The 25,584-nt window shown below is 43.9% G+C and carries 20 protein-coding genes; 10 read left to right on the top strand and 10 right to left on the bottom strand.

Translation table 11 applies throughout. The features are described 5' to 3' along the window. Positions 1–68 precede the first annotated feature (68 nt). The 3 genes from ylqF to I3249_RS03420 all read right to left on the bottom strand — a co-directional run bounded on the left by ylqF (position 69) and on the right by I3249_RS03420 (position 5,267). Positions 69–1,025, bottom strand: a complete 957-nt coding sequence (gene ylqF / locus I3249_RS03430) for a ribosome biogenesis GTPase YlqF (protein ID WP_057761911.1) — start codon at positions 1,023–1,025, stop codon at positions 69–71. Positions 1,026–1,150: 125 nt separating this feature from the next. Further along, a complete protein-coding gene (locus I3249_RS03425) occupies positions 1,151–4,357 on the bottom strand; it encodes a DUF2339 domain-containing protein (protein ID WP_238068598.1) in 3,207 nt (1,068 codons plus the stop codon). Positions 4,358–4,529: 172 nt separating this feature from the next. Then, positions 4,530–5,267, bottom strand: a complete 738-nt coding sequence (locus I3249_RS03420) for a dienelactone hydrolase family protein (RefSeq protein WP_238068596.1) — start codon at positions 5,265–5,267, stop codon at positions 4,530–4,532. 235 nt (positions 5,268–5,502) lie between these two features. On the opposite strand from I3249_RS03420, the gene I3249_RS03415 reads away from it, so the two are divergent. After that, complete coding sequence (locus I3249_RS03415) at positions 5,503–6,042, top strand: YcgN family cysteine cluster protein (protein ID WP_238068746.1); 540 nt, start codon at positions 5,503–5,505, stop codon at positions 6,040–6,042. Between the two features lie 7 nt (positions 6,043–6,049). On the opposite strand, the gene I3249_RS03410 is transcribed toward I3249_RS03415, so the two are convergent. Continuing rightward, entirely contained in the window at positions 6,050–7,384 is a 1,335-nt protein-coding gene (locus tag I3249_RS03410; RefSeq protein ID WP_238068594.1) for a DUF4105 domain-containing protein, read from the bottom strand. Positions 7,385–7,672: 288 nt separating this feature from the next. Between I3249_RS03410 and I3249_RS03405 the strand changes: the two genes are divergently transcribed. The 5 genes from I3249_RS03405 to I3249_RS03385 all read left to right on the top strand — a co-directional run bounded on the left by I3249_RS03405 (position 7,673) and on the right by I3249_RS03385 (position 15,166). Continuing rightward, entirely contained in the window at positions 7,673–8,572 is a 900-nt protein-coding gene (locus I3249_RS03405) for a CBS domain-containing protein (RefSeq protein WP_057761902.1), read from the top strand. Between the two features lie 289 nt (positions 8,573–8,861). After that, entirely contained in the window at positions 8,862–10,436 is a 1,575-nt protein-coding gene (gene lnt, locus I3249_RS03400) for an apolipoprotein N-acyltransferase (protein ID WP_238068592.1), read from the top strand. A gap of 192 nt (positions 10,437–10,628) precedes the next feature. Next, complete coding sequence (locus I3249_RS03395; RefSeq protein ID WP_102093922.1) at positions 10,629–11,072, top strand: hypothetical protein; 444 nt, start codon at positions 10,629–10,631, stop codon at positions 11,070–11,072. A 300-nt stretch (positions 11,073–11,372) separates the two neighbouring features. Beyond that, the gene (locus I3249_RS03390) at positions 11,373–12,941 is read left to right on the top strand and encodes a peptide MFS transporter (RefSeq protein WP_238068590.1); all 1,569 of its coding nucleotides are present in this window, start codon (positions 11,373–11,375) and stop codon (positions 12,939–12,941) included. 407 nt (positions 12,942–13,348) lie between these two features. Continuing rightward, on the top strand, positions 13,349–15,166 hold the full coding sequence (locus I3249_RS03385; protein ID WP_238068588.1) for an aminopeptidase P family protein: 1,818 nt from the start codon (positions 13,349–13,351) through the stop codon (positions 15,164–15,166). A gap of 137 nt (positions 15,167–15,303) precedes the next feature. Here the strand turns inward: I3249_RS03385 and I3249_RS03380 are convergent, their stop codons facing one another. The 3 genes from I3249_RS03380 to I3249_RS03370 form a co-directional block, all read right to left on the bottom strand. Next, a complete protein-coding gene (locus I3249_RS03380) occupies positions 15,304–16,146 on the bottom strand; it encodes a hypothetical protein (RefSeq protein ID WP_238068586.1) in 843 nt (280 codons plus the stop codon). A gap of 130 nt (positions 16,147–16,276) precedes the next feature. Continuing rightward, positions 16,277–17,611 (bottom strand): beta-ketoacyl-ACP synthase II, encoded by a 1,335-nt coding sequence (gene fabF / locus I3249_RS03375; protein ID WP_238068744.1) that lies wholly within the window; start codon positions 17,609–17,611, stop codon positions 16,277–16,279. Between the two features lie 153 nt (positions 17,612–17,764). Then, on the bottom strand, positions 17,765–19,123 hold the full coding sequence (locus tag I3249_RS03370) for an anhydro-N-acetylmuramic acid kinase (protein ID WP_238068584.1): 1,359 nt from the start codon (positions 19,121–19,123) through the stop codon (positions 17,765–17,767). A 143-nt stretch (positions 19,124–19,266) separates the two neighbouring features. Here I3249_RS03370 and tyrS point away from each other — a divergent pair, with 143 nt between their 5' ends. Together tyrS and I3249_RS03360 are read left to right on the top strand one after the other, a co-directional pair. Then, the gene (gene tyrS, locus I3249_RS03365; protein WP_238068583.1) at positions 19,267–20,478 is read left to right on the top strand and encodes a tyrosine--tRNA ligase; all 1,212 of its coding nucleotides are present in this window, start codon (positions 19,267–19,269) and stop codon (positions 20,476–20,478) included. A gap of 99 nt (positions 20,479–20,577) precedes the next feature. Then, positions 20,578–20,805 carry a DUF1653 domain-containing protein gene (locus tag I3249_RS03360; protein WP_179799147.1) on the top strand — a complete coding sequence of 76 codons (228 nt, stop codon included), beginning with the start codon at positions 20,578–20,580 and terminating at the stop codon, positions 20,803–20,805. An 87-nt stretch (positions 20,806–20,892) separates the two neighbouring features. On the opposite strand, the gene I3249_RS03355 is transcribed toward I3249_RS03360, so the two are convergent. Beyond that, positions 20,893–21,861 (bottom strand): alpha/beta hydrolase, encoded by a 969-nt coding sequence (locus tag I3249_RS03355; RefSeq protein ID WP_238068579.1) that lies wholly within the window; start codon positions 21,859–21,861, stop codon positions 20,893–20,895. Between the two features lie 223 nt (positions 21,862–22,084). On the opposite strand from I3249_RS03355, the gene I3249_RS03350 reads away from it, so the two are divergent. Beyond that, positions 22,085–22,753 carry a hypothetical protein gene (locus I3249_RS03350; RefSeq protein ID WP_165598164.1) on the top strand — a complete coding sequence of 223 codons (669 nt, stop codon included), beginning with the start codon at positions 22,085–22,087 and terminating at the stop codon, positions 22,751–22,753. Positions 22,754–22,822: 69 nt separating this feature from the next. On the opposite strand, the gene I3249_RS03345 is transcribed toward I3249_RS03350, so the two are convergent. After that, positions 22,823–23,572, bottom strand: a complete 750-nt coding sequence (locus I3249_RS03345; protein WP_238068578.1) for an SDR family NAD(P)-dependent oxidoreductase — start codon at positions 23,570–23,572, stop codon at positions 22,823–22,825. 73 nt (positions 23,573–23,645) lie between these two features. Next, entirely contained in the window at positions 23,646–24,305 is a 660-nt protein-coding gene (gene upp, locus I3249_RS03340; protein WP_194364955.1) for a uracil phosphoribosyltransferase, read from the bottom strand. 481 nt (positions 24,306–24,786) lie between these two features. Here upp and I3249_RS03335 point away from each other — a divergent pair, with 481 nt between their 5' ends. Then, positions 24,787–25,353 carry a DNA glycosylase gene (locus I3249_RS03335; protein WP_346268576.1) on the top strand — a complete coding sequence of 189 codons (567 nt, stop codon included), beginning with the start codon at positions 24,787–24,789 and terminating at the stop codon, positions 25,351–25,353. Positions 25,354–25,584: the final 231 nt, after the last annotated feature.

The raw sequence follows: 25,584 nt of genomic DNA, 5'->3' as shown, positions 1-25,584 counted from the left end.
ATAAAAAAAGCCCATAAGGGCTTTTATATAGGTAGTAGCTTTTTGAGCAATGATTTTTTAAATAAACGCTACTTCCGATTCTTCCGCGTTTTTAGACGACGTAAGCGCTTTTCTTCCTCTTTCGCTTTTTTCTTCTCTTCAGCAGCGAGTCGTTGTTCAGCGACGACGATTTCTTCAGCTTCAGTCATCGCTGGTGTTTCTAGCGTGATACGACCAATCTTCGCGCTACGCAATTCGTTAATGAGAATCTCAGACATGCGATACGTATCGACTTGATTGCCCGCGCGTACACAGCCGCGATTACGCCCAGCCACTTCAAAAAACTCCCAATCAGTCTTTGGCAGCTCTTCAATTTTGTAGCGGGTTTTTAGCAGCTCAGGATAGGCTTGCATCAAGTACTCAGCGGTATAGCTTGCCACATCAGCGAAGTCAAAAGCCGTATCACGGATACCGCCTGTTGCTGCTAGACGATAGCCTGAGTTTTCGTTTTCAACTTTCGGCCATAGCATACCGGGCGTGTCATAGAGCATGATATCATCGTCAAGCTTAATCAGCTGCTGCGACTTGGTCACGGCTGGCTCGTCGCCTGTTTTCGCCACAGCGCGTCCTGCTAACGTATTGATCAGCGTTGATTTGCCAACGTTTGGAATACCCATAATCATCGCTTTGATTTGACGACCGGTCCCGACTTTATTGGGTACAAGATGCTTACAGATGGCGATGATGCGTTTAACATCATTGGCTTTTTCAGTATCGCAAGCAATGGCTTTGACCCCATCTTGCTGCTCGAGATAATCCATCCAAGCTTGCGTCAACTCAGGATCGGCAAGGTCAGCTTTGTTCAGGATTTTGATAACAGGTTTTTCGCCGCGCAGTGCTGCGACCATTGGGTTTTCACTACTATATGGAATACGCGCATCGATGACCTCGATGACCAAATCCATCTGCGGCATGACTTCTTTGATTTCGTTACGGGCTTTGTTCATATGCCCAGGGAACCACTGAATACTTGCTCTCTTATCCATCTGCTTTCATAACCTTTTATAAAAAATGCTAAAAGTAAAACAATCAACGTTTACTTTCTAATGGTGTCCAGTTTACTACAGAACCACCTTGCTCACGGCACAATTTCACCCAACCAGCTTTGTCATTACGCTTGATTTTGGTTTTCTGTTTCCTCATGCGCGGGTGGTAATGGGGCAAGGTAACCAATTAATAGTATTAAACTGCCTGCGCCAAGGAAAGATATGACTCGCCAAATTGCCTCAGTCTGTGACAAATCTACCAAGACAAGCTTAAGTACGACGATACCTAATAGTCCAATACCCATAAACCAAAGCGCGCGTTGCCAGTAGCGACTCGCCATGATGGTGGCGATCAATGCCAAGAGCGTCCATAAAATCGTCAGTCCTGTTTGTACTTGCTCGCTTTGCCATGCGCCGCCTTGATAGTCATTCCAAAGTGGTGTGCCAATAAAGGCATGTAGCGTTCTGACCAACATACTGGAGATTAACCAAAAGCTGATCAGCCCCAATACAATTAACAGACTTTCAGCGTTGAATACGTGCTTAGATTTGGCAGTTGCACCCGATTCTATAACGGTTTCATTGTGGCGACGTTGGCTGATGTAATACAGACTAAAACCAACCGATAGTGTCAGCCACGATGTGATGTCGTATAGGTTGAATAATGGAAAATAAGACATTCCCCAAATCATACCGTCATAAGACCAATTGGTAAGAACAACCCACAGTAAAGCAATGGGAGCAAAAATGGCAGCGCCTCCTAATAATGCTTGTTGCCAATCAAACCAGTACAGCAGACCTTGTTTTGAAACTGGATTAGTTGATGTATTTTCTGCATTTTGACTGAGATAACGACGATTGAACCATAGTCCAAATAATATAAGTACCGCTGAAAACAAGAAAGCCATCACGCCATCAGAGTCTGGTAGGCCATAATGCGCAGCGGCAGCGATAAGTAAGATGCCTGTACCTAGCCAACTTGCAGCAGTATAACGTGAGGTGTTTTTGTTATCGGACCATGTATCAGACCATGTCTTTAACCATAGCTGACCCATGACTAACCAGCCGACTATCAACCCTATTAAGACCAACCATTCCGCTGTTGCCCATGTTAAATTTTGCTCAAACTTTTGGGGCAGTTGCAGTATTAGCATAAAGTAGAACAAAGCTAGCAATCCATGACTAAGCTGTCTGATTTCCACCCATGGACGATAGCGATTGATGACCCAATAAGCGATCAGGCTCATGAGTGCTGCTAGTGCAATTACGGTCGTACTTGATTGCCAGATATCAAACCAATGATGCAAATCAAGCATCAGTACTTGTAGCATCCAAGCCATCGCGGTCAATGTCAAAAATTTGATGAATCTAGGGCTATGCCAAACGAATTTGAATACGCGACTCTGACTATTGATAGAGGTCAGCCATTGCTGCGCAGCTTGCGTACTGACACCCAGCGCATGGGCATAGCTGGTCAAGACATCTGATGTGCTGTCCAGTGATTGTATGACCGAGGATGTTGTAGCGCCACTATTGTTAAAGCTATTAAGGTTGTTACTACTATTTAAGCTATTAATCAGCGCGGCAGGGGAGTTGCTAGCGCGTAATATAAAGACGGTCGCTAGATAACTGAGCGCTGAAATACTAAAGGCCAAAACAGGATAGTCTTCGATAGAGAATATCGCTGTCGTCACTAGCATACCAATACTGACGAGCTGTAATAGTAAACCGAATAACACCGACCAAGACCTCAACGAGCGTCGTCCAAACCATACTAGCGCCAATCCTTGTACAGACCAACCAAAAGCAATCCATTCAGCATTTAGCGCCAGCGGAATAACGAGCGCAAAAAACCCTAACCCTAACGCCAGCATGCCTTCGGTGATTAAAGCATAGCGTCTACTGCGCTGGATGAACAACCAGCCCACCCCAAGATAAACCGTAGCCAAAATGGCACTGGTAATCGTGAGGGCGTTAGAAATGTCGTTTAGTAAGGCAGAAAACAAACCAAAAGCCAGTAGCGGTACTGAAAATAGTAAGCCCGTATCAATGGGAAATACATAGGAGCTGCCTACATGGGCTCTGTCCAAGTGTTTTGTGTCATCTACATTATCAGCATGACTGAGGTCTTTTTCGTTTAGCGCATTATAGGTGATGATTTGCTGCGCATAACGAATGACGACAAATAAGTAAAGCAGCCAGTGTAAGGTTGCTAACGCTACCAATGACCAGCGCTGCGTTTCAATGACGGCGCTCAGGTTTTCGCTGATACCCCAATAGTATGCCAAGCCAAATGTCACAGTTACACCGAAGAGATTCAGTATTTTCCATGGTCGATAATGAGCAATGACGGCAATCGTGACGTTTAGCAGTAGATAATAGCTAAATAACGTGACCAAGCTACCAGTATCTTCACTGGTCAAAATCGGTGCAAAAAATCCACCCGATAATGCTAGTAATGCTAATGGGAAGGCGTTTTGACGTACGGCGAGAGCAATGGTAATGGCAGACAATAACCCAAGTCCGATAAAGCTCGGGATACTAGGAATGATTTCATAAACACTGTAAGCAAAAAAAGTACTTAGATAGGCAATCGCTAAGCCTGCACCTTGTAGCGTAATCCCATATGAAAAGCGTTTTGCGGTCAGCTTTAATCCAAGCGCTGCCAATGCTAACCCTGTAACGCCAACTGTTATCAACTTCGTGGCAATCGAAATCTCGATATATTCGCTTAATAAGCGAAGCAGGAGCACCACACCTACTAGCAGAACCAATACGCCGACTCGCACGACCAAGTTGCCACCGAAAAACCAGTTTTTGATTGAATGAATCAGTGAGGTAACGATAGGTAGTGAGCGTTCATCTGGCTCAATCGGTGCGGTAGACGCCGTGTTTTTCGTATTTATCGAGGCGTTATCGTCTATAGATTTACTATTAGATATATTTGATGCTGCATGTGTGGTCGAGTTTGAAGCAACGGTAGGAAGCGGTGGTGGTGATACAGGCAGCCGATTATCTAGAGAAGAGTGCTGTGAGTCAAAAGCTATTTCTTTAGCATCATGGTCTTTAGTGTTACTGTCTTTAGGAATATTGTCTTTAAGATCATTATCGTTAGTAGTAGTGTTGCGTGCGTAATTGCTTTTATCGATCAAAGGTGCAGATGGAGGCGACATAATACGATGTCTTTGCTGCTCAAGCTCAGCTTGCAGCGTCGTTACATCACGGCGTAGATGCTCGATTTTTCGAGCTATCCTAGTATATAACGCGACCACTACGATCAATAAAATCGTAAAAGCCAGCCAGCCCAACTGGGTCACCATTAGATACAACATCTTCGTCACTCAATCCAGTTTATAGTAAAGTGATAATGACGTGATTTGATAAGAAGCACAAGACTACTCTGATTACTGGGCTAAAAGACAAATGCTAGAATGACACTCAAAATAAAAGGGTAGCTTAATAATTAAGCTACCCTTTTTAATGATCTTTATACCAAATCATTTTTTATGCTAAATTGGCTTTCATAAACTCAAGCATATTTTCCCAGCTTTGTTTAGCAGCGGCTTCATTGTAACCAAGATCTACTTCGTTTTTAGCAGCGCGTTCATCAGCATGCGGATTGGTAAAGCCATGTTTGGCGTTGTCATAAACGTCAATAGTGTAATCAACATCGGCTGCATCTAGCTCTGATTTTAGACCTTCGATAGCATCCATTGATACCATTGAGTCATCACGACCATGAGCGACCAACACTTTTGCTGCAAAGCTTTTGTCTGCTGGCTGTTTTGGCGTTGGGTTACCGTGGAAAGTGGCAACTGCTTTTAGCGGCATGCCTTCGCGAGCCATATCTAGTACAACTTTACCACCGAAGCAGTAACCGATTGCGCCTAGGTTATCACCATCGACTGATAACTGATCGCTGAAATCATTCAAAATTAAGCGGCAGCGTGCCATTAGCATGTCTTGATCGGCCAGTACTTGCTCCATCCACATGTTTGCCTGCGCTGCATCAGTAGTTAATTTGCCTTCACCGTAAACGTCCATAGCGACTGCTGCATAGCCCGCTTCTGCCAAACGCTCAACCACTGATTTTGGATGATCGACCACGCCCCACCATTCTGGTGCAACTAAGATACCTGCTGCTGGATTTTCATCTGAAGCGTTTTCTGGTAGTGCTACATAACTGATAAGTTCTACACCATTCTCGGTAGTACTGATTAATTCAAACGTCTTAATTGACATATTATTGTCCTTTTTTATGTTGTGAGTTTTAATTATTCGTCATTGTGATGGTTCGTTTTTCTAACTCGTACTACCTTAACGCCCATGTCTAGCAAAAACAGCTATAATACTGTAACGCTCTTTATCAAAATGCTACTGCGACTTTATGACTATAAATTTGTTAAACAAAAATAATGACCAATCAGACTTGAACTTAGGTCTCGATGCAGCGGCCAAGCCTGCGCAATCGGTGAGTTTGTTCCCTGATAGTACCGTTGTCGATTCTAATGCTGATTCTGACTCTAAGTATGAGTCTGAGCCACTACGTCCGCAGTTTTGGTCGCGATTTGCGTTAACAGAACTAAACCATAGCGAGTGGGAAGCGTTGTGCGATGGTTGCGGCAGTTGTTGCTTGATTAAGTATATCGATGAAGATGAAAGTGGCAATGTAGATGAGGAGCTGGTCGAATATACCGATGTCACCTGCCAGTTGATGGACTGCGCGACGGGGTATTGCAGTCACTATGCAACGCGTCAGGAGCACGTACCAGACTGTATTCAGCTGACTATGGACAACTTACCCAAGATGATGTGGCTACCATCGCACTGCGCTTATAAGCGTTTGTATAAAGGGCAGGGCTTACCAAGTTGGCATTTATTATTGACTGGGGATGCTGTGGTAACACAACAACAAATGCGAGCGGCCAACGTGGGCGTCGCCGGTCGCTGTGTCACGGAAATCGGTATGTCTGATGAAGAGATGGAAACGCGGGTGGTTAACTGGGTTAACCCTTAGTCTACAGTTAGTTAGATGCCTGAGCAGTAGATTTGGCCTTTGCTTCAGCACTGGCTTGCGAGTTAGCCAATGCTGGTATCGGAATATCTTGACGAATCTGCTGTGAAAATTTACGGCTGTTTTTATCTCTATTGGTATCAGACTGTGAGTTGACTTGATTATCAAAGCCTTTTGCTTTTGGGTTGATATGAGTGCGCTCATACCACGTATTCATTGACCAAGGCTGGTTGTCCTTTTCTGGCGCCGCATCCAACATGCCTACATCATATAGATAGTTCGGTAACCAACCAGAGACCCAAATTCGATAATCCCATGGCAAACGATCGCCACTGACGATACGCGCCATATAAAAGATAATATTGGTACAGTTGCTGAGCAATGTATTGTACCAAGCAGGTTTAGCGTTCAAATCATCAGCCGCCGTTAGATAAGATTCAAATAGCGACCTCACTTCATGCTGCTGCAAATTACTGATAGGAAACAGATAAACCTGCTCGCCGCGCGCATTGCTGCGAGTGTAAATAATATCGCGCTCTTCTGCGGCAATCAGGCTCAGCTCATAACGTCGAAAAAACCCAGCCAGCGCTGAAAAAGACTCGCCGTCTTCTTTACGAATCTCAAATGAGAAGGCAAGTGGTCTATCACCTTCAAATCGAAAGCTAACCAAGGTATGAGCGATTAGTGGTCCCATCCAATAAGAGTTGGTCACATCAACGCCAGAGAGTTTAGACAAATCAATCGTACGGGTATCCCAATGCTCGGTAGCGTCTTCTTCAGTTTGCCAATCAAAGTTTCGAACATTGGTTAAGGTAATCAAGTCAGGATTGGTCGCATCGCGCTCATAGGAGACTCGCTGGTCGACTTCAGCCATCCATTCTCGATCTTGTTTCGGTTCGATAGAAAAAAACCAACCTAGACCTACAAGCCAAATAGCGCCATATACGCCGATAAGTAGCTTGGTTGCTATATTTTTGCTAATTGATTTTTTATTAGATAATGAGTCACTGTGCAATACTCTTGTGACGGCATCCCAATAACGTGTACTTAGCAGCGCAGCTAATATGCCTACAATTGCTATTGTCGCAAGCCAAGTCAATACTGAGCTGACGCCGTATTGATACCAAATCGCGAGTAATAACCATAGCGCTGATAACAATAACGTAACGGCAATTAAAAAAGTCACAAGACGCTGGCGCCATGTAGGCTTTGGCTGTTTACGTTCTAATGTTTTGCGTTTTAAGTCCAGACTCTCTAAACCACAGCTCTCTAAGCCACGACTGTCTGACAGTCGACTACGCGTATGCGACGAGAGTAAGCGAGAAAAGAAGGAACGTAGCGACATAGGGTTTGCTTTGATAAATAAAGGCTTTGACCATAGCAAAGTTTATAACACGCTGACAATACAATTTGAGTGAATTTGTCGTTGAATGTCGGTGAGCCTTGCGATAAAGTGAAGCTAATTTGTACTAGCTAGTTTGTTATTCATGCAGTAATTAATAACAAACCAGCTGTTTTATTTGCTACTTTTATCCCCATCTAGGCTCTACTTATTTTTTTATTGAGTATTGTTCGTTTTTTTATTGAATACTATTCTAATTTTTATTAACTAAAGAGGTTAAATCACACCACCATGTCTGACGACACTCCCAGCCCGAGTAGTTGGTCGATGCGCGGCTTAAAACGCTGGCTATCGACCGCCCCCGAAACCCGTGATGAATTGATTCGTCTGGTACAAGACTCGCGCCAGTTTTTAGAGCCTGATACGGTCGATATGCTAGAAGGCGTGCTAGATTTGCCTGCGACACAAGTCCGCGAAATCATGACGCCGCGTCCGCAAGTGATTGGCTTGCACGAGAGCACCAGTCTTGCCGAAGTGATGGACATCATTCTTGAGACCACTCACTCGCGCTATCCTGTTTTTGACAGTCAAGATGATGATGCCGTCATCGGTATCTTATTGGCAAAAGACTTGATTCCGATTCTGGTACATATGGTTCGCAATCAAGAAGACAAAATTGACAGTAAGCGTCTCAGAGACTTGGTGCGCCAGCCGTTATATATCAGTGAAACGGCTCGTTCTGATACCTTGCTACGCTCATTGCAGCGCACCCAAGTACATATGGCGATTGTCGTTGATGAGTTTGGTAACTTCGGTGGTGTGGTCACCATGGAAGATTTGTTGGAAGAAATCGTTGGCGACATCGTCGATGAGCATGATGACTTTGATGAAGACAGCGATATCAATAACATCGTCCCTGATCCAGAAAAGCCAAACACATGGCGTGTCCAAGCGTCTACAGTAATTGAAGACTGTAATGATGAGCTGGGTAGTCGTTTTGACGATACTGATGTCGATACGATGGGCGGTCTGGTCATGCAAGCACTTGGCTTCGTTGGTGATTTAGAAGGCGAGAGCGTCGTGATAGATGATTGGAAAATTACTATTACTGACGTAGAAGGGCGATTTATCCAAAATCTAGAGCTGACCAAAACCAATGCCGAGCAACAGATATTGATAGGCAGCCACTAGCTTTTCTATAGGGCTATATCAAATGCCTAATTAATACAGTTTCAGGCAAGCTTATTTCTAGCAAGTTTCATAAAAACACGATGAAAAATCGTGTTTTTTGCTTTCTGCCTTTTGAACTTTAGAATGAGGTTTTAGCTACGCAAATTTACCCACTTGTAGGTTTTGACTGGTATCATGGGTGAGTTTTACTTGTGGCCCTGCATAAAGCATTGTGCAGTCAGATTTTGCGTGAGTGTTATCTCATCGCTCAGCTGAGAAATTTTAGAAAATATGGTTTTGGATAACTGCTATGCGTCTGTCTACTGTTGATTTACAAAAACGTTTGAACCCCGATAAGCCAAAAGGTTTACATATGGGGTTGACGGTACTAATAGCTTGGCTGGCAGGGGCCGCTTTTATACTCGCGCTCGCGCCTTATGATATTTGGCCAGTTGCCTTGGTGTCACCTGCCATCTTATATGCGTTATTGGTACCAGCGATGACAGGTCGCCGCGCCTTTCTGATTGGTCAAGCCTACGGTACAGGGCTGTGGTGTGTTGGCGCGTTTTGGCTATATACCTCGATACACGTTTATGGTGATACGCCCGCATGGCTTGCGCTGATTATGATTGCGCTCATGGGTCTAGGCATGGGATTGTTCCATGGCTTTTTGGCGCTCATCTTTAATCGTGTGGTCGGCAAGCAGCCGTTATCTTTTGCCGCCCTGTGGATACTCCAAGAGTGGATGAAAACGTGGCTATTTACTGGTTTTCCTTGGCTATTCGTTGGTTATGCATTTACTGAGCAGTACTGGTTGTCGTCGCTCGCGCCTGTGGCTGGTGTCTTTGCGGTTTCTTTTGTGGCAGTACTACTGGCTGCCAGTATCGTTGAGCTGTTGCGTCGCCGCGGTGGCTATATGATTCCATCGATAGCCTTGCTAGTCATTAGTAGCGCGCTATGGTTAATCAATCCGCAGTGGACCAAACCAAAAGGCACTCCTGATCTATCGGTATCTTTGATTCAAGGTAATATCCCTCAAGACCTAAAATGGCTCACTGAGTATCAGATTGAAACGCTAAAAATCTATGCAACGTTGACTCGTGACGAGTGGGGACGTGACATCGTGCTGTGGCCTGAATCATCGATTCCTATGTTTCAGACAGAAGCTGTTGGTTTTATCAGTGAAATGGTCGCGATGGCCAAAGAGACTGATACGACATGGGTGACAGGTATTCCTTATAAGGATGAAGCAGCGTTTGATGCCAGTACAGATAAATATCCGCCGTTCTACAATAGCGTGGTAGCGCTAGGGGCACAGGCAGAAGGGCTTTATAAAAAGCAACGTCTGGTGCCATTTGGGGAATATATTCCATTCCAAGGCGTGCTCGATATTCTGCCAAACCTAGCAGGTAGTCAAGACATCATGAGCTATAGTCGTGGCAGTGATCAGCAGTCGCCGCTGCGTGTGCGAGGGCATAATTTAGGCGCAGCCATCTGTTACGAAGTGGCCTATCCAGATACCACGCGCAAAAACGCCATTGGCACGGACTTCTTATTAACTATCTCAAACGATGCTTGGTTTGGTACGTCAGCAGGCCCACTACAGCACTTACAAATGGTACAGATGCGCGCATTAGAGAACGGTCGCTGGTTTATGCGTGCGACCAATACAGGTGTGACAGCTATCATTGATCACAAAGGTCGTATCGTAGAGCGTGCACCGCAGTTTGAACGTACTGTATTGCGCGGTGACATTCAGGCGCGAGTTGGCAATACGCCATTCATGCGCTTTGGTCAATATCCTATCTTGTTTATCATGGCACTGTTGCTGATACTCAGCTATTTGGGTAAACGTCCGAAGAATCCAGTACGTTCGGTGAAGTAGTATTGTTAAGTAAGATGTGTCGATAGCGAATAATAGATAACTGATTAAGTGGTTAGCTGTCACAAGTGCCAAAAACAGATGTTAGAATTGTGGATAATAAACCCTTTAAATACTTAAGGGTTTTCACAAATCAGTATAAATTGCGATATAATAGGTCAATATTTCAAATATTTTGTGCAAGGTGGATAAGGTATGTCAGAAGGTATCGTTAATAACAATCCAAAAAAAGAGCTGTTATTCGCTTTAGGTGGCATTGCCATGTTCTTAGGTATTGTCTTACTTATTGGTGTTTCTGCATTTTTGCGTCCAGCAGGCGAGCATATCACTGCTGAGACGACTGAAGCGTCGGCTGCGGCAGATGAAGCAGAAGCCACTGCTACTGAAGAAGAAGCGGCTCCAACCGATGCAGAAGCTGCAACAACAGCAGAGGCGTCAGATGCTACAGCGCCTGAAACTGCAGCAGATGCAACACCAGCGGCAGATGCAGATAGTGCAGTCGTTACTGCGGAAGCAGGTACAGCGACTGCCTCTGGCACTGTAAACCAAGCCGCTGTTGCTGATGCTGATTTGACAGCTGAGCAAGCGGATGGTGACTTAGAGGCTGGTGAAGCTACTGAAGAGACCGCAGCACAGTAAGCTGTAGTATGACTGTGTAAATGATCTAAAATAGTGCTACTTAACTATAAAATGAGTCTTATTATGAAGTCTCTATCAACAGTGCTATAAGCATAATGATACAGTTCTAAATAGTCATAAAAAGAGCCCGTTCTCAACCATTGAGAGCGGGCTTTTTTTTATGAGTATTTGTGTAATTTTTGACCAACTTTTTCTTTACTTGATTATAACCAAGTGAAACAATGTTCCGCCTATATGACCGTCCATCTGGATAATCAGGGGTTTGGTCATTACAAATATGATCTTTAAAGGAATAAAGTTATGGGCACAGAAACAAATTCGGGGGCTAGTGCAGCAGAGCTAGAAGCACTAGACAATGGCTTTATGGGACATCCTGCGCCCTTACGCTCATTGTTTTTTACCGAAATGTGGGAGCGATTCTCCTATTATAGTATTCGTCCACTATTAGTTTTATTTATGGTGGCAACAGTGAGCAGTGGCGGTTTTGGCTTCGATGAAGTCACTGCCTCTGCTATTTATGGTATTTTTGCGGGTTCGTTATACTTAGCAGCAGTACCAGGTGGTTGGCTGGCAGATAACTGGCTAGGTCAAGAGCGGGCGTTATGGTGGGGTAGTATTATTATTGCCCTTGGTCACTTGTGTATCGCGCTTTCAGCGATGTTTGGCATGACGCTGTTCTTTGTTGGTTTAATCTGTATTGTCTTGGGCTCAGGGTTATTTAAGACCTGTATCTCAGTGATGGTTGGCGCCTTATACCCCAAAGGCGACTCTCGCCGTGATGGCGGTTTTACCTTGTTTTATATGGGCATTAACATCGGTGCGTTACTAGCAGCACTTATCGTTGGCGTATTCAAAGAAAAAGGCATGTGGCATGTCGGCTTTGGCGTTGGTGGTCTGGGTATGCTGGTTTCATTATTGATTTATCGTTTTTTCGCGCAAAAGAATTTAACACGTTATGCACGTGCCAAAGGTATCTCAGCCGAGTGGGAAAAATCTAACGACCATTATAAAAACATCGGTCGCTGGGTTGGTGGTTTTGTCGCCTTGCTAGTAGCCGCAGTGCTATTAGTGTCTACTGGCATGATATCGTTCAATCCTGAGATGGTTGCAGAGTATATGACGTATATCATTGCTGCGGTGGTCATCTTGTATTTTGCGATTATGTTTATCTCACCGAGATTGGATAAGACGGACAAACTACGCTTGTTAATTTGCTTTGTCTTAATCATTGGTTCGACGCTGTTTTGGTCAAGCTTTGAGCAGCAACCAACGTCTTTTAACTTGTTTGCTGATCGTTATACCGATCTGAATGTTTTAGGATTTGAGATACCAAGTATTTGGTTCCAGTCATTGAACCCGCTATTTATTTTAATATTGGCACCTATCGTTAGTATTATTTGGGTCAAGCTTGGTAACCGAGGTCTTGAGCCTAGCAGTATGGCTAAGTTTGCACTCGGTATGCTACTGGCAGCCGCAGGTTTTGCCTTGATGATTTTTGCTTCAAAAAGCATTTTAGCGCCTGGTGCTGGCTTGGCATCGCCGCTATGGTTGGTAGGTAGTTTATTATTATTGACGCTAGGTGAGTTAGCATTAAGCCCAGTTGGGTTATCTGCCATGACTAAGCTGGCGCCAGAGGGTATGCAAGGCCAAATGATGGGCCTGTTTTTTGCTTCTATCGCTATGGGTAACTTGGTTGCTGCTTTCTTTGGTGGGCACGTATCTGCTGATAAAATCGAAGGCTTACCAGGTCTATTTACTACCATGACCATCTTCTTGGTGGTTACTGCTGTACTATTATTGATACTAGCAAAACCTATCAATAAAATGCTTAAAGAAAGCGAGCGTGAAAAACAATTGGCCAAGCAATAAGATAGTTTGATGTACATTTGTGATTAACAACAGCACAAGTGACATATGATGAGACGTGTTACCATTACTGGTAGCACGTTTTATTGTTTCAATTGGTGAGATATTTGGCACGAGCCATTGAAAGCTTACTATCTGCCCAGACATCTAATGATAGCTCAACATAAATATCCGTGATGCAATATTAATTTCAATTTTCTACTCTCAATAAGCGGATGCAGTTATCAACGAAAACACAGTTAGATAGCTAAATAAGTAGACTGTTTGCTTGAACAATTACTATCGATAATAAATGTCTTATTAAAACTAAAGCGGTATCAACAACTCAAACAAGACGACTATTAGAACAAGACGATTGTAAATAATCGCGCCATCATCATATTTTTATAACTTCTATAAGGACACATTCAATGAATAAACAAGCCATTCACGAACGTATTGCTAACTTACGTAGTACCTTAGCCGCGCAAGATCTCACCGCAATTATCGTACCCTCTGCTGATCCACATTTATCTGAATATCTACCAGAGTACTGGCAAGCACGCTTATGGCTATCAGGGTTTACCGGTTCTGTCGGTACGCTGGTTGTGACTGCTGATTTTGCAGGTCTATGGACGGATAGCCGTTATTGGGTACATGCTGCCGACCAGTTAGAAGGCACAGGTATTACTTTAGAAAAGCTTGCGCCAGGTCAGCCAAATCATATCGATTGGCTAGCCGATCATTTGCAAGAAGGGGATAGCGTAGCAGTGGACGGTAATGTTTTATCTATCGCTGAGCAAGATCGCCTGCTAAATGCCTTTGATGCCAATGATATTACTTTGATTACTGAGCGTGATGTGCTGACAGAGATTTGGACAGATCGCCCAGCACTACCAGCGGCCAAATTATATGCTCATGATGAGCAGTTCCTTGCTCAGTCTGCCACCTCAAAGCTAGCTGCAGTACGCGAAGGCATGGCAGAAGCAGGTGCGACCCATCATTTACTTTCAAGCTTAGACGATATCGCTTGGTTGACAAACTTGCGCGGTGCTGATGTTGATTATAATCCGGTATTCTTATCACATATGTTGATTGACGCAGACAAAGCAACGTTGTTTGTTGATACTGATAAAGTAAGCGAAGATATTGCACAGAGTTTAAAAGACAGCGGTATCACACTGGCTGACTATTCTGCTGTGCAAGAAGCATTGAGTGCATTAACGCCAGACGATTTACTACTGTTAGATCCGAGCAAAGTCGCAGTAGGTACGCTCTCAAAAATGGCAGATGATGTTGGCTTCATTGAGCAAATGGCACCTAGCACATTACTCAAATCTGTAAAATCATATGCAGATATCGATCATGTCCGTGAAGCGATGCGTCAAGATGGTGCTGCCTTAGCTGAGTTTTTTGCCACATTTGAGCAGCGTCTAGCAAACGGCGAGCGTTTAAGTGAGCTAGATGTTGATAGCATGCTGATAGATGTGCGCAGTCGTCAGCCGCATTATGTCTCGCCAAGCTTCCCAACCATCGCAGGCTTTAATGAAAATGGCGCGTTGCCACATTACCGTGCGACACCAGAAAAATTCAGCTACCTTGATGTGGCCGAGGGCGAAGGCGGATTGCTACTGATTGACTCAGGCGCACAATATCAAAATGGTACGACTGATATCACCCGCGTAGTCGGTATTGGACAAGTCACTGCTGAGCATAAACGCGACTTTACGATTGTGTTAAAAGCTCATATTGCGCTGGCTCGTGCCCATTTCCCTGATGGTATCGCCTCACCGTTGATCGATGCTATTTGCCGTGCGCCATTGTGGCAAGCACAGATGGACTATGGTCATGGTACGGGTCACGGCGTTGGTTATTTCTTAAACGTACACGAAGGCCCACAAGTCATCGCCTATAGCGCTAGCACGCCAAAAGAGCGCGCGATGAAAGTCGGTATGATTTCTAGTAATGAGCCAGGTCTATACCGCGAAGGTAAATGGGGTATTCGTATCGAGAACTTGGTAGTAAATACGCCAGTTGCTAAGCCTACTGAGACAGAGTTTGGTGATTTCTTGAACTTTGAGACCATCACTTACTGCCCAATCGATACGCGTCTGATTGAGCCATCGTTGTTGGACCAAACTGAGATTGATTGGCTAAATGACTATCATAGCCAAGTCTTCGCAGAGCTAAAAGATCGTGTTGAAGGTGCAGCGCTTGAGTGGTTGACTGAACGTACCAAAGCCATTTAATACCAAGCTCAAAACATTAACTAAAAGTACTAAAAAGCCCCGTAAATTATTTACGGGGCTTTTTAGTGTTCGTGATTTAGTACTTGCTACTGAGCGGCTGTTCTAACTGTAAATTTAACACTGAGAAATAATCACTGTTAGTGGATGCTTTTCTTAGCAGCTTCATTATTAGTAGTTGAATCACTCTGCTCGCTAAAGTGTTGAGTGACCTCAGCACGTAGCCAAGATTTTAGGTTTTCAGACATCAGCATCATTTGCTCACTTAGATAGTCATCGACCTGTGTTTCTAGCTCACGGATTAGCTGTTGGTGTGTTGCATCTAGTTTAGCGTCTTTTAAGGCTAAATTAATCGCTGCACTGGCTTTATTATTAATATCTTTAATGTGACTATCACTGAGCGCCTGTGTTTGTTCACTAATGGCTTTGCTGTCAGTATTTTTATTATCGCTAGCGTTGTCCTTAGTATTAGTTGTTTCTGATGTTAACTTTTCAGTCTTTGCACTAGAATTATCAGTAACAAAATCGTCAGTAACAGCGCTATCTGCCACGACTTTATCTGTGTCTACTTTAGCTACGTCGGTAGCAGCCAGTTCTTTGTCGATATTGTCTTGCTCTAACGCTGACTGCGTATTTTTTTCTTGTTCTTTTCGAGTTGCTTCTGCCTTACGTGTGGTTTCTTCTTCTTTCTTCTGCTCGTCTTCTAGCTTTTGTTTTGCAGCGGCCGCGTCTTCTTGCTCTTGTTTGTCTGTGATCGCTTTCGCAATGGCTTGCTCTGCATTGTAGTTGTCGTATAGCTCGTCTACATGCGCATCTAAATCGTGAGTATTAAAAGTAAAGTCTTCAAATGAGGTGTCAGATTGCAGCAGGGTAGTGATGTCTTTTAGTTCTTGGGTAATCGCTGCGCGTACTGGCTCAGGCGCACACGTCCAGCGTTGATAAAACTGATGGGAAAATGAGTAGCTTGACATGGTATCTTCCATAAATGTTCCAAAAATTACCCCTTATCATACGCAAGTACGATAAGGGGCTGCAAGTGGACAAACGTAGCAAATCTGACGCCAACGTTACAACGCACTCATTACCATGCGCTGCAATTTAGTTGGGTGGCTGTTATTGATTGACAGGCCAGCGAGCAAATACCAAGGAGCCATTGGTACCACCAAAGCCGAAGCTGTTAGACACTGCATACTGCAAGTTATCGACCTTGCGCGATTGATTAGCCACATAGTCAAGGTTGCAGTTGTCTTCGACATCGTCTAGATTAATCGTAGGCGGTACATGCTGATGCTGTAGCGCTAATACTGTAAAGATAGCTTCAACTCCGCCAGCGGCACCAAGTAGGTGACCGGTCATTGATTTGGTTGAACTAACTAAAATGCTATCTTTAACGGGAGAGAACACAGTTTCGATAGCAATAGACTCAGCCACATCACCAGCAGGGGTGCTGGTACCATGCGCGTTGACATAACCGACGCTTGATGACTCGATACCGGCATCGTTTAGTGCATTTTGCATCGCTTTAGCTGCACCGCTACCGTCTTCTGGTGGTGCAGTAATATGGCCAGCATCATCGCTCATACCGAAACCGACTAGCTCTGCCAATATCGTTGCACCGCGCGCTTTGGCATGGGCAAGGCTTTCTAATACCACCACGCCAGCACCATCACCAAGGACGAACCCATCACGACCTTTATCAAACGGACGTGAAGCTTTAGTTGGCTCATCGTTGCGCGTAGAGAGTGCATGCATAGCACTAAAGCCAGCAATACCAAGTGGGCTAGAGCCTTTTTCACTACCGCCTGCCAACATAACGTCAGCATCACCATAAGCAATCAAACGAGCAGCAAGACCCATAGCATGAGTCGCCGTGGTACAAGCCGTGGATGTCGCAAGGTTTGGGCCTTTCAACTTATGCTTAATTGCTACCAGTCCAGCGGCCATATTAACGATAGAGCCTGGAATAATGAAAGGTGAGACTTTGCCTGCGCCTTTTTCATGTAGGGTATCACGGCTGTTTTCGATTGTTTGGATACCGCCAATACCTGAACCTAAAATGATACCAAAGCGATCTTGGTCAACGCCTTGCACAGGCGCATCAGCAGCACTGACTTCCTCGATAAAACCAGCGTGTTTTAGTGCCATGGCAGAAGCGGCAACCCCATAATGCATGAACTCATCATAGCGACGCGCATCTTTGGCATTCATATATTGCTTGGCATCAAAGTCTTTGATCACGCCTGCGATTTGCGCACGGTAGCCGGTAGCATCGAAATGCGTAATCGGTGAGATACCACTCTCGCCATTGAGCAACTTGATCCATGAGCTATCGACGTCTAGACCGAGCGGCGTAATGGCGCCCATACCTGTGACTACCACACGCGTATCATCAGAACGCTCGTAGTGAGGTGGTTTTTGACGCGATTTATGTACAGGTGCTGCAGTCATATTATTTGTGTCATCAGTGGTGGCTTGGTCTATAGGTGAACTACTATTCTGGCTCATGCGATATATCCTATACTTACAGGTCCTAAGAGGATGGCGTTTCAAAAGTCATTATAAAACACATAAGTGCACGTATGTAAACTAAAATTTAACTGGTCAGGCAAAACATACTTGACCCAATACCACGCCTTTATTTGCACCAGTCACCGCTGGTAAATTACCAGTTTCTCCCATCAATGTTTGTCTGGCTAACCATGCAAAAGCAACGGCCTCTACCCACGTTGGCGCAAGCCCTAAATGTTCAGTGATTTTTACTGTGCAATGGGGTAGGTGTGCTTGCAAGCGTGTCATTAAATATTCATTCAACGCGCCGCCACCGCAAACATAAACCGAGCTGTTTTTTGAAGTGCTGACAAACATATTGATCTGTGTACTGGCACTGATAGCCGTCAGCTCAGTCAACGTCGTTTGTACATCAACTGCTGAATAAATGATGTCAGCATTGGCTTGTTCAAAAACCTGTAATTCGTCTTGTAACCATGCCAAATTAAAATCTTCGCGGCCTGTGCTTTTTGGATGAGATTGAGCAAAAAATGGATGTGCCAAAAGTTGCTGTAATAATAACTCAATGATGGTGCCAGACTGCGCCCAAGCGCCACCTGCGTCATAAGAGTTATCTGTATGCAATGAGGTCCACGCATCCAATAACAAGTTGGCAGGTCCAGTATCGTAGCCAACAACCTGATCTTTTTCATTGGCGGGCAAGACGGTTATATTAGCAATACCACCTAAGTTTAATAGCACACGGGTACTATCAGGATTGGCAAATAGTGCCTGATGAAACGCAGGTACTAAAGGCGCACCTTGACCACCAACTGCCATGTCACGACGTCGAAAATCACTGACCACGCTGATGCCTGTGCGCTCCGCGATGATATTGGCATCGACCAGTTGCAACGTGAATCCCATCTGCGGGCGATGGCGTACGGTTTGTCCATGACAGCCAATCGCCAGTACTGACTCAGGATCGGTATTTGATTGCTGCAATAGCGTATTGACCACCTCGCTCGCAAATTCCGCATATTCGCGACTTGCCCAGCCGAACCAATCCAATTCACTGTTTGGTTCATTGGCCTCTGGTACGAGTTGATTCACACCATTCGGCTGACACAATGCCAATAGCACTTCACGCAGACGTGGCGGAAAATCTTGGCTATAGGTCGCCAGTAGTTGCATCGGCGGTTGAGTGTTGTCTTCGTTGTTCATCTCAGGATTAAACTGACAAAGAACAGCATCCATACCGTCCAAACTGGTGCCAGACATCATGCCAATATATAAGCCATCATCGAAGCTTTCAAACACGGTTTGCTCAAGGGCATCCGTTAGGGTGGCATAGTTCGAATCATCAAAGGTCAAATCATCAATATCGTCTGAAGGGTTATCCAAACCATTATTCATAAGCAAGTCTGCGAGGGCATTATGGTCAGTATCAGCAATCGATGCGGGGTTGGTCATGGCAATTTACCTTAAAAAACGCTAGTATATCCGTCAAATTCTAGCATTTTTTCCAACCTTTTGAGGTTCTAAACTTCCTAAGGTATTGAGCCAGTAACCGTCATTCATAAAAATCCCAATTAAAGTGATATATAGAGAGCATCATGACCAATCAAACTTACACCCTAGAAGAACAACTGGCCCTTATTCAGCGTGGTACGCAAGAGATATTGTCTGAAGATGACTTAGTGGCTAAGCTAAAGCTCAATCGTCCACTACGTATCAAGGCTGGCTTTGATCCTACCGCCCCTGATCTGCATTTAGGTCACACAGTATTGATCAATAAGCTTAAGCATTTTCAAGATTTGGGTCATGAGATTTATTTTCTAATCGGTGACTATACCGCCAAGATTGGTGACCCTTCTGGTAAAAACAGCACGCGTCCACCGTTGACTGATGAGCAAATCAAAGCCAACGCCACGACTTATGCTGAACAAGTATTCAAAATCTTGGACAAAGAAAAGACTCGCGTGGTCTTTAACTCTGAGTGGTTCAATGACATGAGCGCTGCTGACATGATTCAGCTTGCCAGTCAGCAAACCGTCTCGCGTATGCTAGAGCGTGATGACTTTTCAAAACGCTATGCATCACAAACGCCCATCTCAATCCATGAATTTCTCTACCCGTTAGTACAAGGCTACGATTCTATCGCTCTAAAAGCCGATGTTGAGCTTGGCGGTACCGATCAGACCTTTAACTTGCTAATGGGTCGCACGTTGCAAGGACGCTATGGCCAAGAGCCGCAAGTTTGTATCACTGTGCCAATCTTAGAAGGGTTGGATGGTGTCAATAAAATGTCCAAATCACTGGGCAACTATGTCGCTATCTATGATGCACCAGGCACCATGTATCAAAAAATCCTGTCGATGCCAGACACACTAATCCATCGTTACTTTGAATTTTTAAGCTTTAAGCCAATGGAAGAAGTTGAAAGATTGATGCGCGAAATGGAAGATGGCCGTAATCCGCAAGAAATCAAACGTATCTTAGCCGAAGAATTAATCGAGCGTTTTCATGATGCTGATGCCGCTGCTAATGCGCACAAATCTGCGGGTAACGTTTTAGCAGATGGCGAGCTACCAGTTGACTTGCCAGAAATCTTGTTGGATCTAGAGGGGCAAGATGCCTTGTTTATCACCCAGATATTGAACCAAGCTAAGCTCGCTAAAAACAACTCAGCAGCTAAAGACATGGTAAAACGTGGCGCGGTAAAAGTAGATGGCGAAGTCGTTGATGGTGGCTTTAGTCTAACCTCAGGTCAGACGGTCGTGATTCAAGCAGGTAAAAAGGCTTATGCAAAAGTGACGGTTGGTTAGATAATCTATAAAAATGATTAAAAGTGAGGTCGGCAGTAATTGTCGACCTTTTTTATGAAGCGATGATTAGTAGCCATTTTTTAATAGTAGGAGTTTGCTATGACTAAAACCATTTCCCAAGGCATTTACCGCCACTATAAAGGCAGTTTGTATCAAGTATTGCATACGGCGCAGCATTCAGAAACCGAAGAATCGCTAGTGGTATATCGTTGCCTATACGGTGAATATGGCGTGTGGGTACGTCCGCTTGCGATGTTTGCTGAAACAGTCATGGTCGATGGTAAAGAAATTCCGCGATTTGAATTGATTAAACCATTAAATGATTAATACTTAGCCAATAATTTCGATTGAATTTAGCGCAAAAAAAACGACCCGTTGAGGTCGTTTTTTTTGTGCATTATTAAAAACCCATCATTAAGCGTTCAGAAACTTTTTCAATACTTTATAAAAACTAACTGGTGCATCCATCGGTACAGCATGCCCTGATGTTGGCAACATAATACTGTGCGCATTGGGCAGCAGAGTGGTCAAACGCTGTTGCCACTCTGCACTATATAATTGCGAGCGCGCGCCAATTAGTAAAGTAGTCGGAATATTGATAGTGGGCAAAACATCTCGGTAATCGTAGGGCAGCGCAACATAAGCAGATAGGCAACGCAGTTTATGCTGCCAAGTCGCGTGCTGCATTAGTGAAATTTTGTGTGGTGCCCGATAACTGAGGGCTTTTACCAATAATTGCGAAGGTTTGCTACTGACAGAGAGCAGAGAAAAAGAGCGTTCCATGTCTAATAAATTTACTTTTAGTCGATAGGGCAGATGACGGAAGTCAACCTCTTGATCTGCTTGTAGATAAGGAGCTGTGTCGCTAATTAAGCTTGTAAATTGCGCGAATAATTCGGTTTGCCGCGTACCAAATACACCGCCACCTTGCCAGTCTGGCTGATTATGAATAATTGGTGCTTGGTCAATATTCAGATAGTGATTTACGTGCTGAATACCAAAGCGCTGAAAATACGCCCACATGACCAATGCTCCCATCGAAATCGCGGCAACAGGAAAAGCCTCAAAGCCAGTTTCTTTGCTCACGTATTCAAATACATCTTGGGTATCTTGTGCATATTGCTCGATAAAATCAAACGTTGGCAGCGTTAGGTTACTGGCCAAACCAAACCCTCTAAAATGAGGCAAGTAAAAGCAGTAGTGCTGAATGAGCGGTAAAATAAATGGCAAAAATTGCCTCGCATCCATACCAAAAGCGTGCATTAATAGGACAGGTTTACCTTTGCCAATGACAGAGACGGGCAGCAGTGTTCCATCAGCTGTTTGGACAGTAATGGTCTTTAGCTGGTAGGAAGTAGGAAACGGTATGAGATCTTTTTTCATAGAGTGATATCTCTTTGATTCTTCAAGCTGTCTCGGTCAATTTAGTTAAGAAAGTATAGCGGTAGAATATACCACTACAAAATAGTTATACCGCGAATAAAAGACTGCTATATTAAAGCTGTCGCCTGACCATAGCATAGAATTTGGCTAAGGGTAAAAGTCAACAGTGATACTATACCAGTGCTATATAGGGGCTGAAAATGATTGTTGAGGATACAAGTGCATGAGTAGATCAACATTGCCATTACTCGATAGTAGCCTATATCCACAAGTATGGCAGCAGCAGACATTTACCAGTCCGCAAGCGCTTTTACTGTCGCTGTTATCTGCTACTTTGAGTAGGGATATCACAATTGATGCCAGTGCTTTTACCAAGCAGTTATTAGCAGACGATGTTTATCAGGAATGGATTAATACTACGGTGTTCGGGCGTTATTTACATCGTAACTTCACCGCATTTTATCAGCAGACAGAAGACAGTTTTAACACAGATATGCCTGCATTGTTCCGACAAGAATTAGTACGGCATACGCAATATTTACCATTAGGTCAGATATTGTTTTTTGCAGGAGATATGCCCAAAAGTGTACGACAGACAAAGACGTTAACCACTACGGTGAATCCAGCAACGGCAATAATAAATGCTCAAAATCTGGCACAAAAGCTGACCGTGAATACTTCAAGGTTAATTATTAATCAGATAACTATCACTGGTAAGCAAGTATTAGGGTTTGCGATACGTCATAATAAGCGCACTAGCGAACGTCTGCGTAACGAAGTGTTGATTTTGGACTTTCAGGATTTGCGTTTGGTCAATGAGCAAGCTATTGAAGACATAAAAAAAAGCAATATAGATGACTCTATATTGCTTCGATCTTATGAGATGCGCTAACAGGTTCGGTGTTGATAAGTGTTATATTGATAATCGACATTAATACTAAAACTAGCCGACCAGTTAATATTAATCTTGCTTGGCAATCGTTAGCCCATTATAGGTCTGGGCGACTGGCATTACTTCTAGGCGATTAACGTTGATATGAGCAGGTGACTCAATTAGCCATAACAAAATATCACCGATATCTTCACCTGTCATGGTTTTAAAACCGTCATACACCTTGGCAGCTTTGTCATCGTCCCCGTGATAGCGCACGTTTGAAAACTCAGTGCCAGCCACATTGCCAGGTTCAAGGTTGGTCACGCGTACTTGGGTGCCAATCAGATCCGCTCGCAAGTTTAAGCTGAACTGTTTTACAAACGCTTTAGTTGCGCCGTAAACGTTGCCACCAAAGTAAGGCCAGCTACCAGCAATCGAACCAACATTAATAATATAACCGCTATCGCGAGCTACCATCGCTGGCAAGACCGCATGGGTCAATGCCATCAAGCCTTTAACATTGGTATCAGTCATACGCATCCAGTCATCAAGACTGGCCTTGTGAGCAGGCTCTGTACCCAGTGCCAATCCTGCATTATTGACCAAGACATCGATTTGTTTAAAATCATCAGGCAAGTCAGCAATGATTTGCGGGATAGCAGCTGTATCACTCACATCCATAACCACGGGCAAAAAAGCCTCACCCAAAGTCTCTGCCAAAGCATTCAGTTTATCAAGGCGTCTGGCGCAACCAATCACGCGATGGCCGTTAGCAACCAAACGCTCTGCCAACGCTTTACCAAAACCTGCGCTTGCTCCTGTAATCAATACGTTCATGATCTATCCTTATTATTGATGTTGTCTGCTATTGCCATAATTTTGATGACGGCTTTATTTACCCTAATGAGACTTATCTATTCGATAACTGCTTACCAAAAATCTTGTCGCCCGCATCACCCAAACCTGGAATGATATAACCATGTTCATCCAAATGACTGTCTAGCGCAGCGGTATAAATGGTCACGTCAGGGTGCGCTTCATTCACCAAACGTACGCCTTCAGGAGCAGCCACGAGTACTAATGCTTTGATATTGGTACAGCCATTTTTCTTGAGCATCTCGATGGTCGCTACCATCGAGCCACCTGTGGCTAGCATTGGGTCAATAATCAGCGCAGGACGTTTGTCCATGTGGCTGACGAACTTTTCAAAGAACGGTACTGGCTGTAACGTTTCTTCATCACGTTGTAGACCGACCACAGAAATCTTAGCGGTAGGGATTAGATCGAGCACACCATCAAGCATGCCAATACCTGCGCGCAAAATCGGTACGATCGTCGCCGTCTTACCGATGATTTGCTCACCAGTAATTTCGCCACACCAGCCTTCCATTGGAAAAGTTTCAATTTCAAAATCACGGCTCGCTTCATAAGCCATCAAGCGCGCAAGCTCTTTGGTCAGCGTACGAAATTTATAAGTGCTACAGTCTTTTTCACGCATAAGGCTGAGTTTATGACGGACTAGTGGATGATCGATTACCGTAATATTTAAACCGCTATTTAAGTCACTCATAAGTACTCTCTTGGTTTCTTGTCTGATGCTTGCGCAGTTACTGCGGTTGCTATTAGTATAAAAGATACAAACACTTACCGCACTTTAACCATATCTTTAGCTCATAAATAGTAAAGTTAAATCCTTCACAATCAAGCTAATTAACTACTTTACGACAGTGCTCATTTATCGCAATGACAATATTTGCGTTCACAGCTGCCATCAAAGCCTAAGCAATTCAGGCCAAGTAAAAAGATATCGCGCTATTTAAGTCAACTGATTGAACCGACTAAGTTTGGCTATATAGCGTGATTATAAGTGAGGTAGTGTTTAGACTTGCTATGATACCAAAAAAACCGCTTTTCTGATGAAGAATATCATGACTATAAAAACACCAAGCACTCAAAAAACCACTGATACTGAATCGAAATTGTCTAATGACAAAGCCACAGAGCTCGAAACCCATCCTTTTGAGCCTGTCTTACCACCCAATGCAACGGTCATGATGATGGGTACGTTTCCACCGACTGCTGATAAATGGGCGATGAGCTTTCATTATCCTAATTTTTATAATGATATGTGGCGGATATATGGTCGAGTGTTTTTTGATGATGCTGACTACTTTAGAATAGGCGATGAAAAACGCTTTGACCCTGAGCGCATTCGAGATTTTATGTTTGAACGTGGCATTGCGTCTTGTCCGACAGTAAAGCAGGCGATCCGTGAGACGGGTAATGCTTCGGATAAAAATCTAACAGTAGTCACACCTGTTGATTTAGAGGTTATCTTGCCGCAAGTGCCGAAGGTAGCGTCATTGTTTACGACAGGAGGTAAGGCGACCGAAGTACTGCTCGGATTACTAGATGAGCCAATTGCCAAATCAAAGCATCCAAAAACCAATCAGAGTATGGATTACCCTTATCAATGGCAAAATACAGATAATCAGAAAGCTGATGTGAATAATCTAATCCTATATAGATTGCCTTCAACCTCACGTGCCTATCCGCTATCATTGGATAAGAAAGTCGCTGCGTATAAAGCATTTTTTGAAAAGATGGGTAAGTTATAAAATGGAAATAGAGAAATGGTTGCACTAATAGAGAATAAAGCTTAGAGATAATAAAAGGTGTTTATCTAGTAAAGCTAAACATTTTTGATGTTAGAAAGTATAGTAAATAGCACATTTATAATCAGTTTCTAAACCTATCAAAATTAGTTGAATCATAACCCATTGAAAGAAATGCAGATTTCTTTATCTATTAAAATAAGATTAAAAACATTAATAAAACGGGTTGACACA

It is taken from the genome of Psychrobacter sp. Ps1 (assembly GCF_022129425.1).
Classification (GTDB): domain Bacteria; phylum Pseudomonadota; class Gammaproteobacteria; order Pseudomonadales; family Moraxellaceae; genus Psychrobacter.
The sequence above is the reverse complement of the archived record's forward strand: the minus strand, read 5'-3'. Positions and strand labels throughout refer to the sequence as shown.

Coding starts and splice junctions, on each gene's coding strand:
- ylqF (WP_057761911.1), bottom strand. CDS start 1,025: ATGGATAAGAGAGCAAGTATTCAGTGGTTCCCTGGGCATATGAACAAA.
- I3249_RS03425 (WP_238068598.1), bottom strand. CDS start 4,357: ATGTTGTATCTAATGGTGACCCAGTTGGGCTGGCTGGCTTTTACGATT.
- I3249_RS03420 (WP_238068596.1), bottom strand. CDS start 5,267: ATGTCAATTAAGACGTTTGAATTAATCAGTACTACCGAGAATGGTGTA.
- I3249_RS03410 (WP_238068594.1), bottom strand. CDS start 7,384: ATGTCGCTACGTTCCTTCTTTTCTCGCTTACTCTCGTCGCATACGCGT.
- I3249_RS03405 (WP_057761902.1), top strand. CDS start 7,673: ATGTCTGACGACACTCCCAGCCCGAGTAGTTGGTCGATGCGCGGCTTA.
- lnt (WP_238068592.1), top strand. CDS start 8,862: ATGCGTCTGTCTACTGTTGATTTACAAAAACGTTTGAACCCCGATAAG.
- I3249_RS03395 (WP_102093922.1), top strand. CDS start 10,629: ATGTCAGAAGGTATCGTTAATAACAATCCAAAAAAAGAGCTGTTATTC.
- I3249_RS03390 (WP_238068590.1), top strand. CDS start 11,373: ATGGGCACAGAAACAAATTCGGGGGCTAGTGCAGCAGAGCTAGAAGCA.
- I3249_RS03385 (WP_238068588.1), top strand. CDS start 13,349: ATGAATAAACAAGCCATTCACGAACGTATTGCTAACTTACGTAGTACC.
- I3249_RS03380 (WP_238068586.1), bottom strand. CDS start 16,146: ATGGAAGATACCATGTCAAGCTACTCATTTTCCCATCAGTTTTATCAA.
- fabF (WP_238068744.1), bottom strand. CDS start 17,611: ATGACTGCAGCACCTGTACATAAATCGCGTCAAAAACCACCTCACTAC.
- I3249_RS03370 (WP_238068584.1), bottom strand. CDS start 19,123: ATGACCAACCCCGCATCGATTGCTGATACTGACCATAATGCCCTCGCA.
- tyrS (WP_238068583.1), top strand. CDS start 19,267: ATGACCAATCAAACTTACACCCTAGAAGAACAACTGGCCCTTATTCAG.
- I3249_RS03360 (WP_179799147.1), top strand. CDS start 20,578: ATGACTAAAACCATTTCCCAAGGCATTTACCGCCACTATAAAGGCAGT.
- I3249_RS03355 (WP_238068579.1), bottom strand. CDS start 21,861: ATGAAAAAAGATCTCATACCGTTTCCTACTTCCTACCAGCTAAAGACC.
- I3249_RS03350 (WP_165598164.1), top strand. CDS start 22,085: ATGAGTAGATCAACATTGCCATTACTCGATAGTAGCCTATATCCACAA.
- I3249_RS03345 (WP_238068578.1), bottom strand. CDS start 23,572: ATGAACGTATTGATTACAGGAGCAAGCGCAGGTTTTGGTAAAGCGTTG.
- upp (WP_194364955.1), bottom strand. CDS start 24,305: ATGAGTGACTTAAATAGCGGTTTAAATATTACGGTAATCGATCATCCA.
- I3249_RS03335 (WP_346268576.1), top strand. CDS start 24,787: ATGATGATGGGTACGTTTCCACCGACTGCTGATAAATGGGCGATGAGC.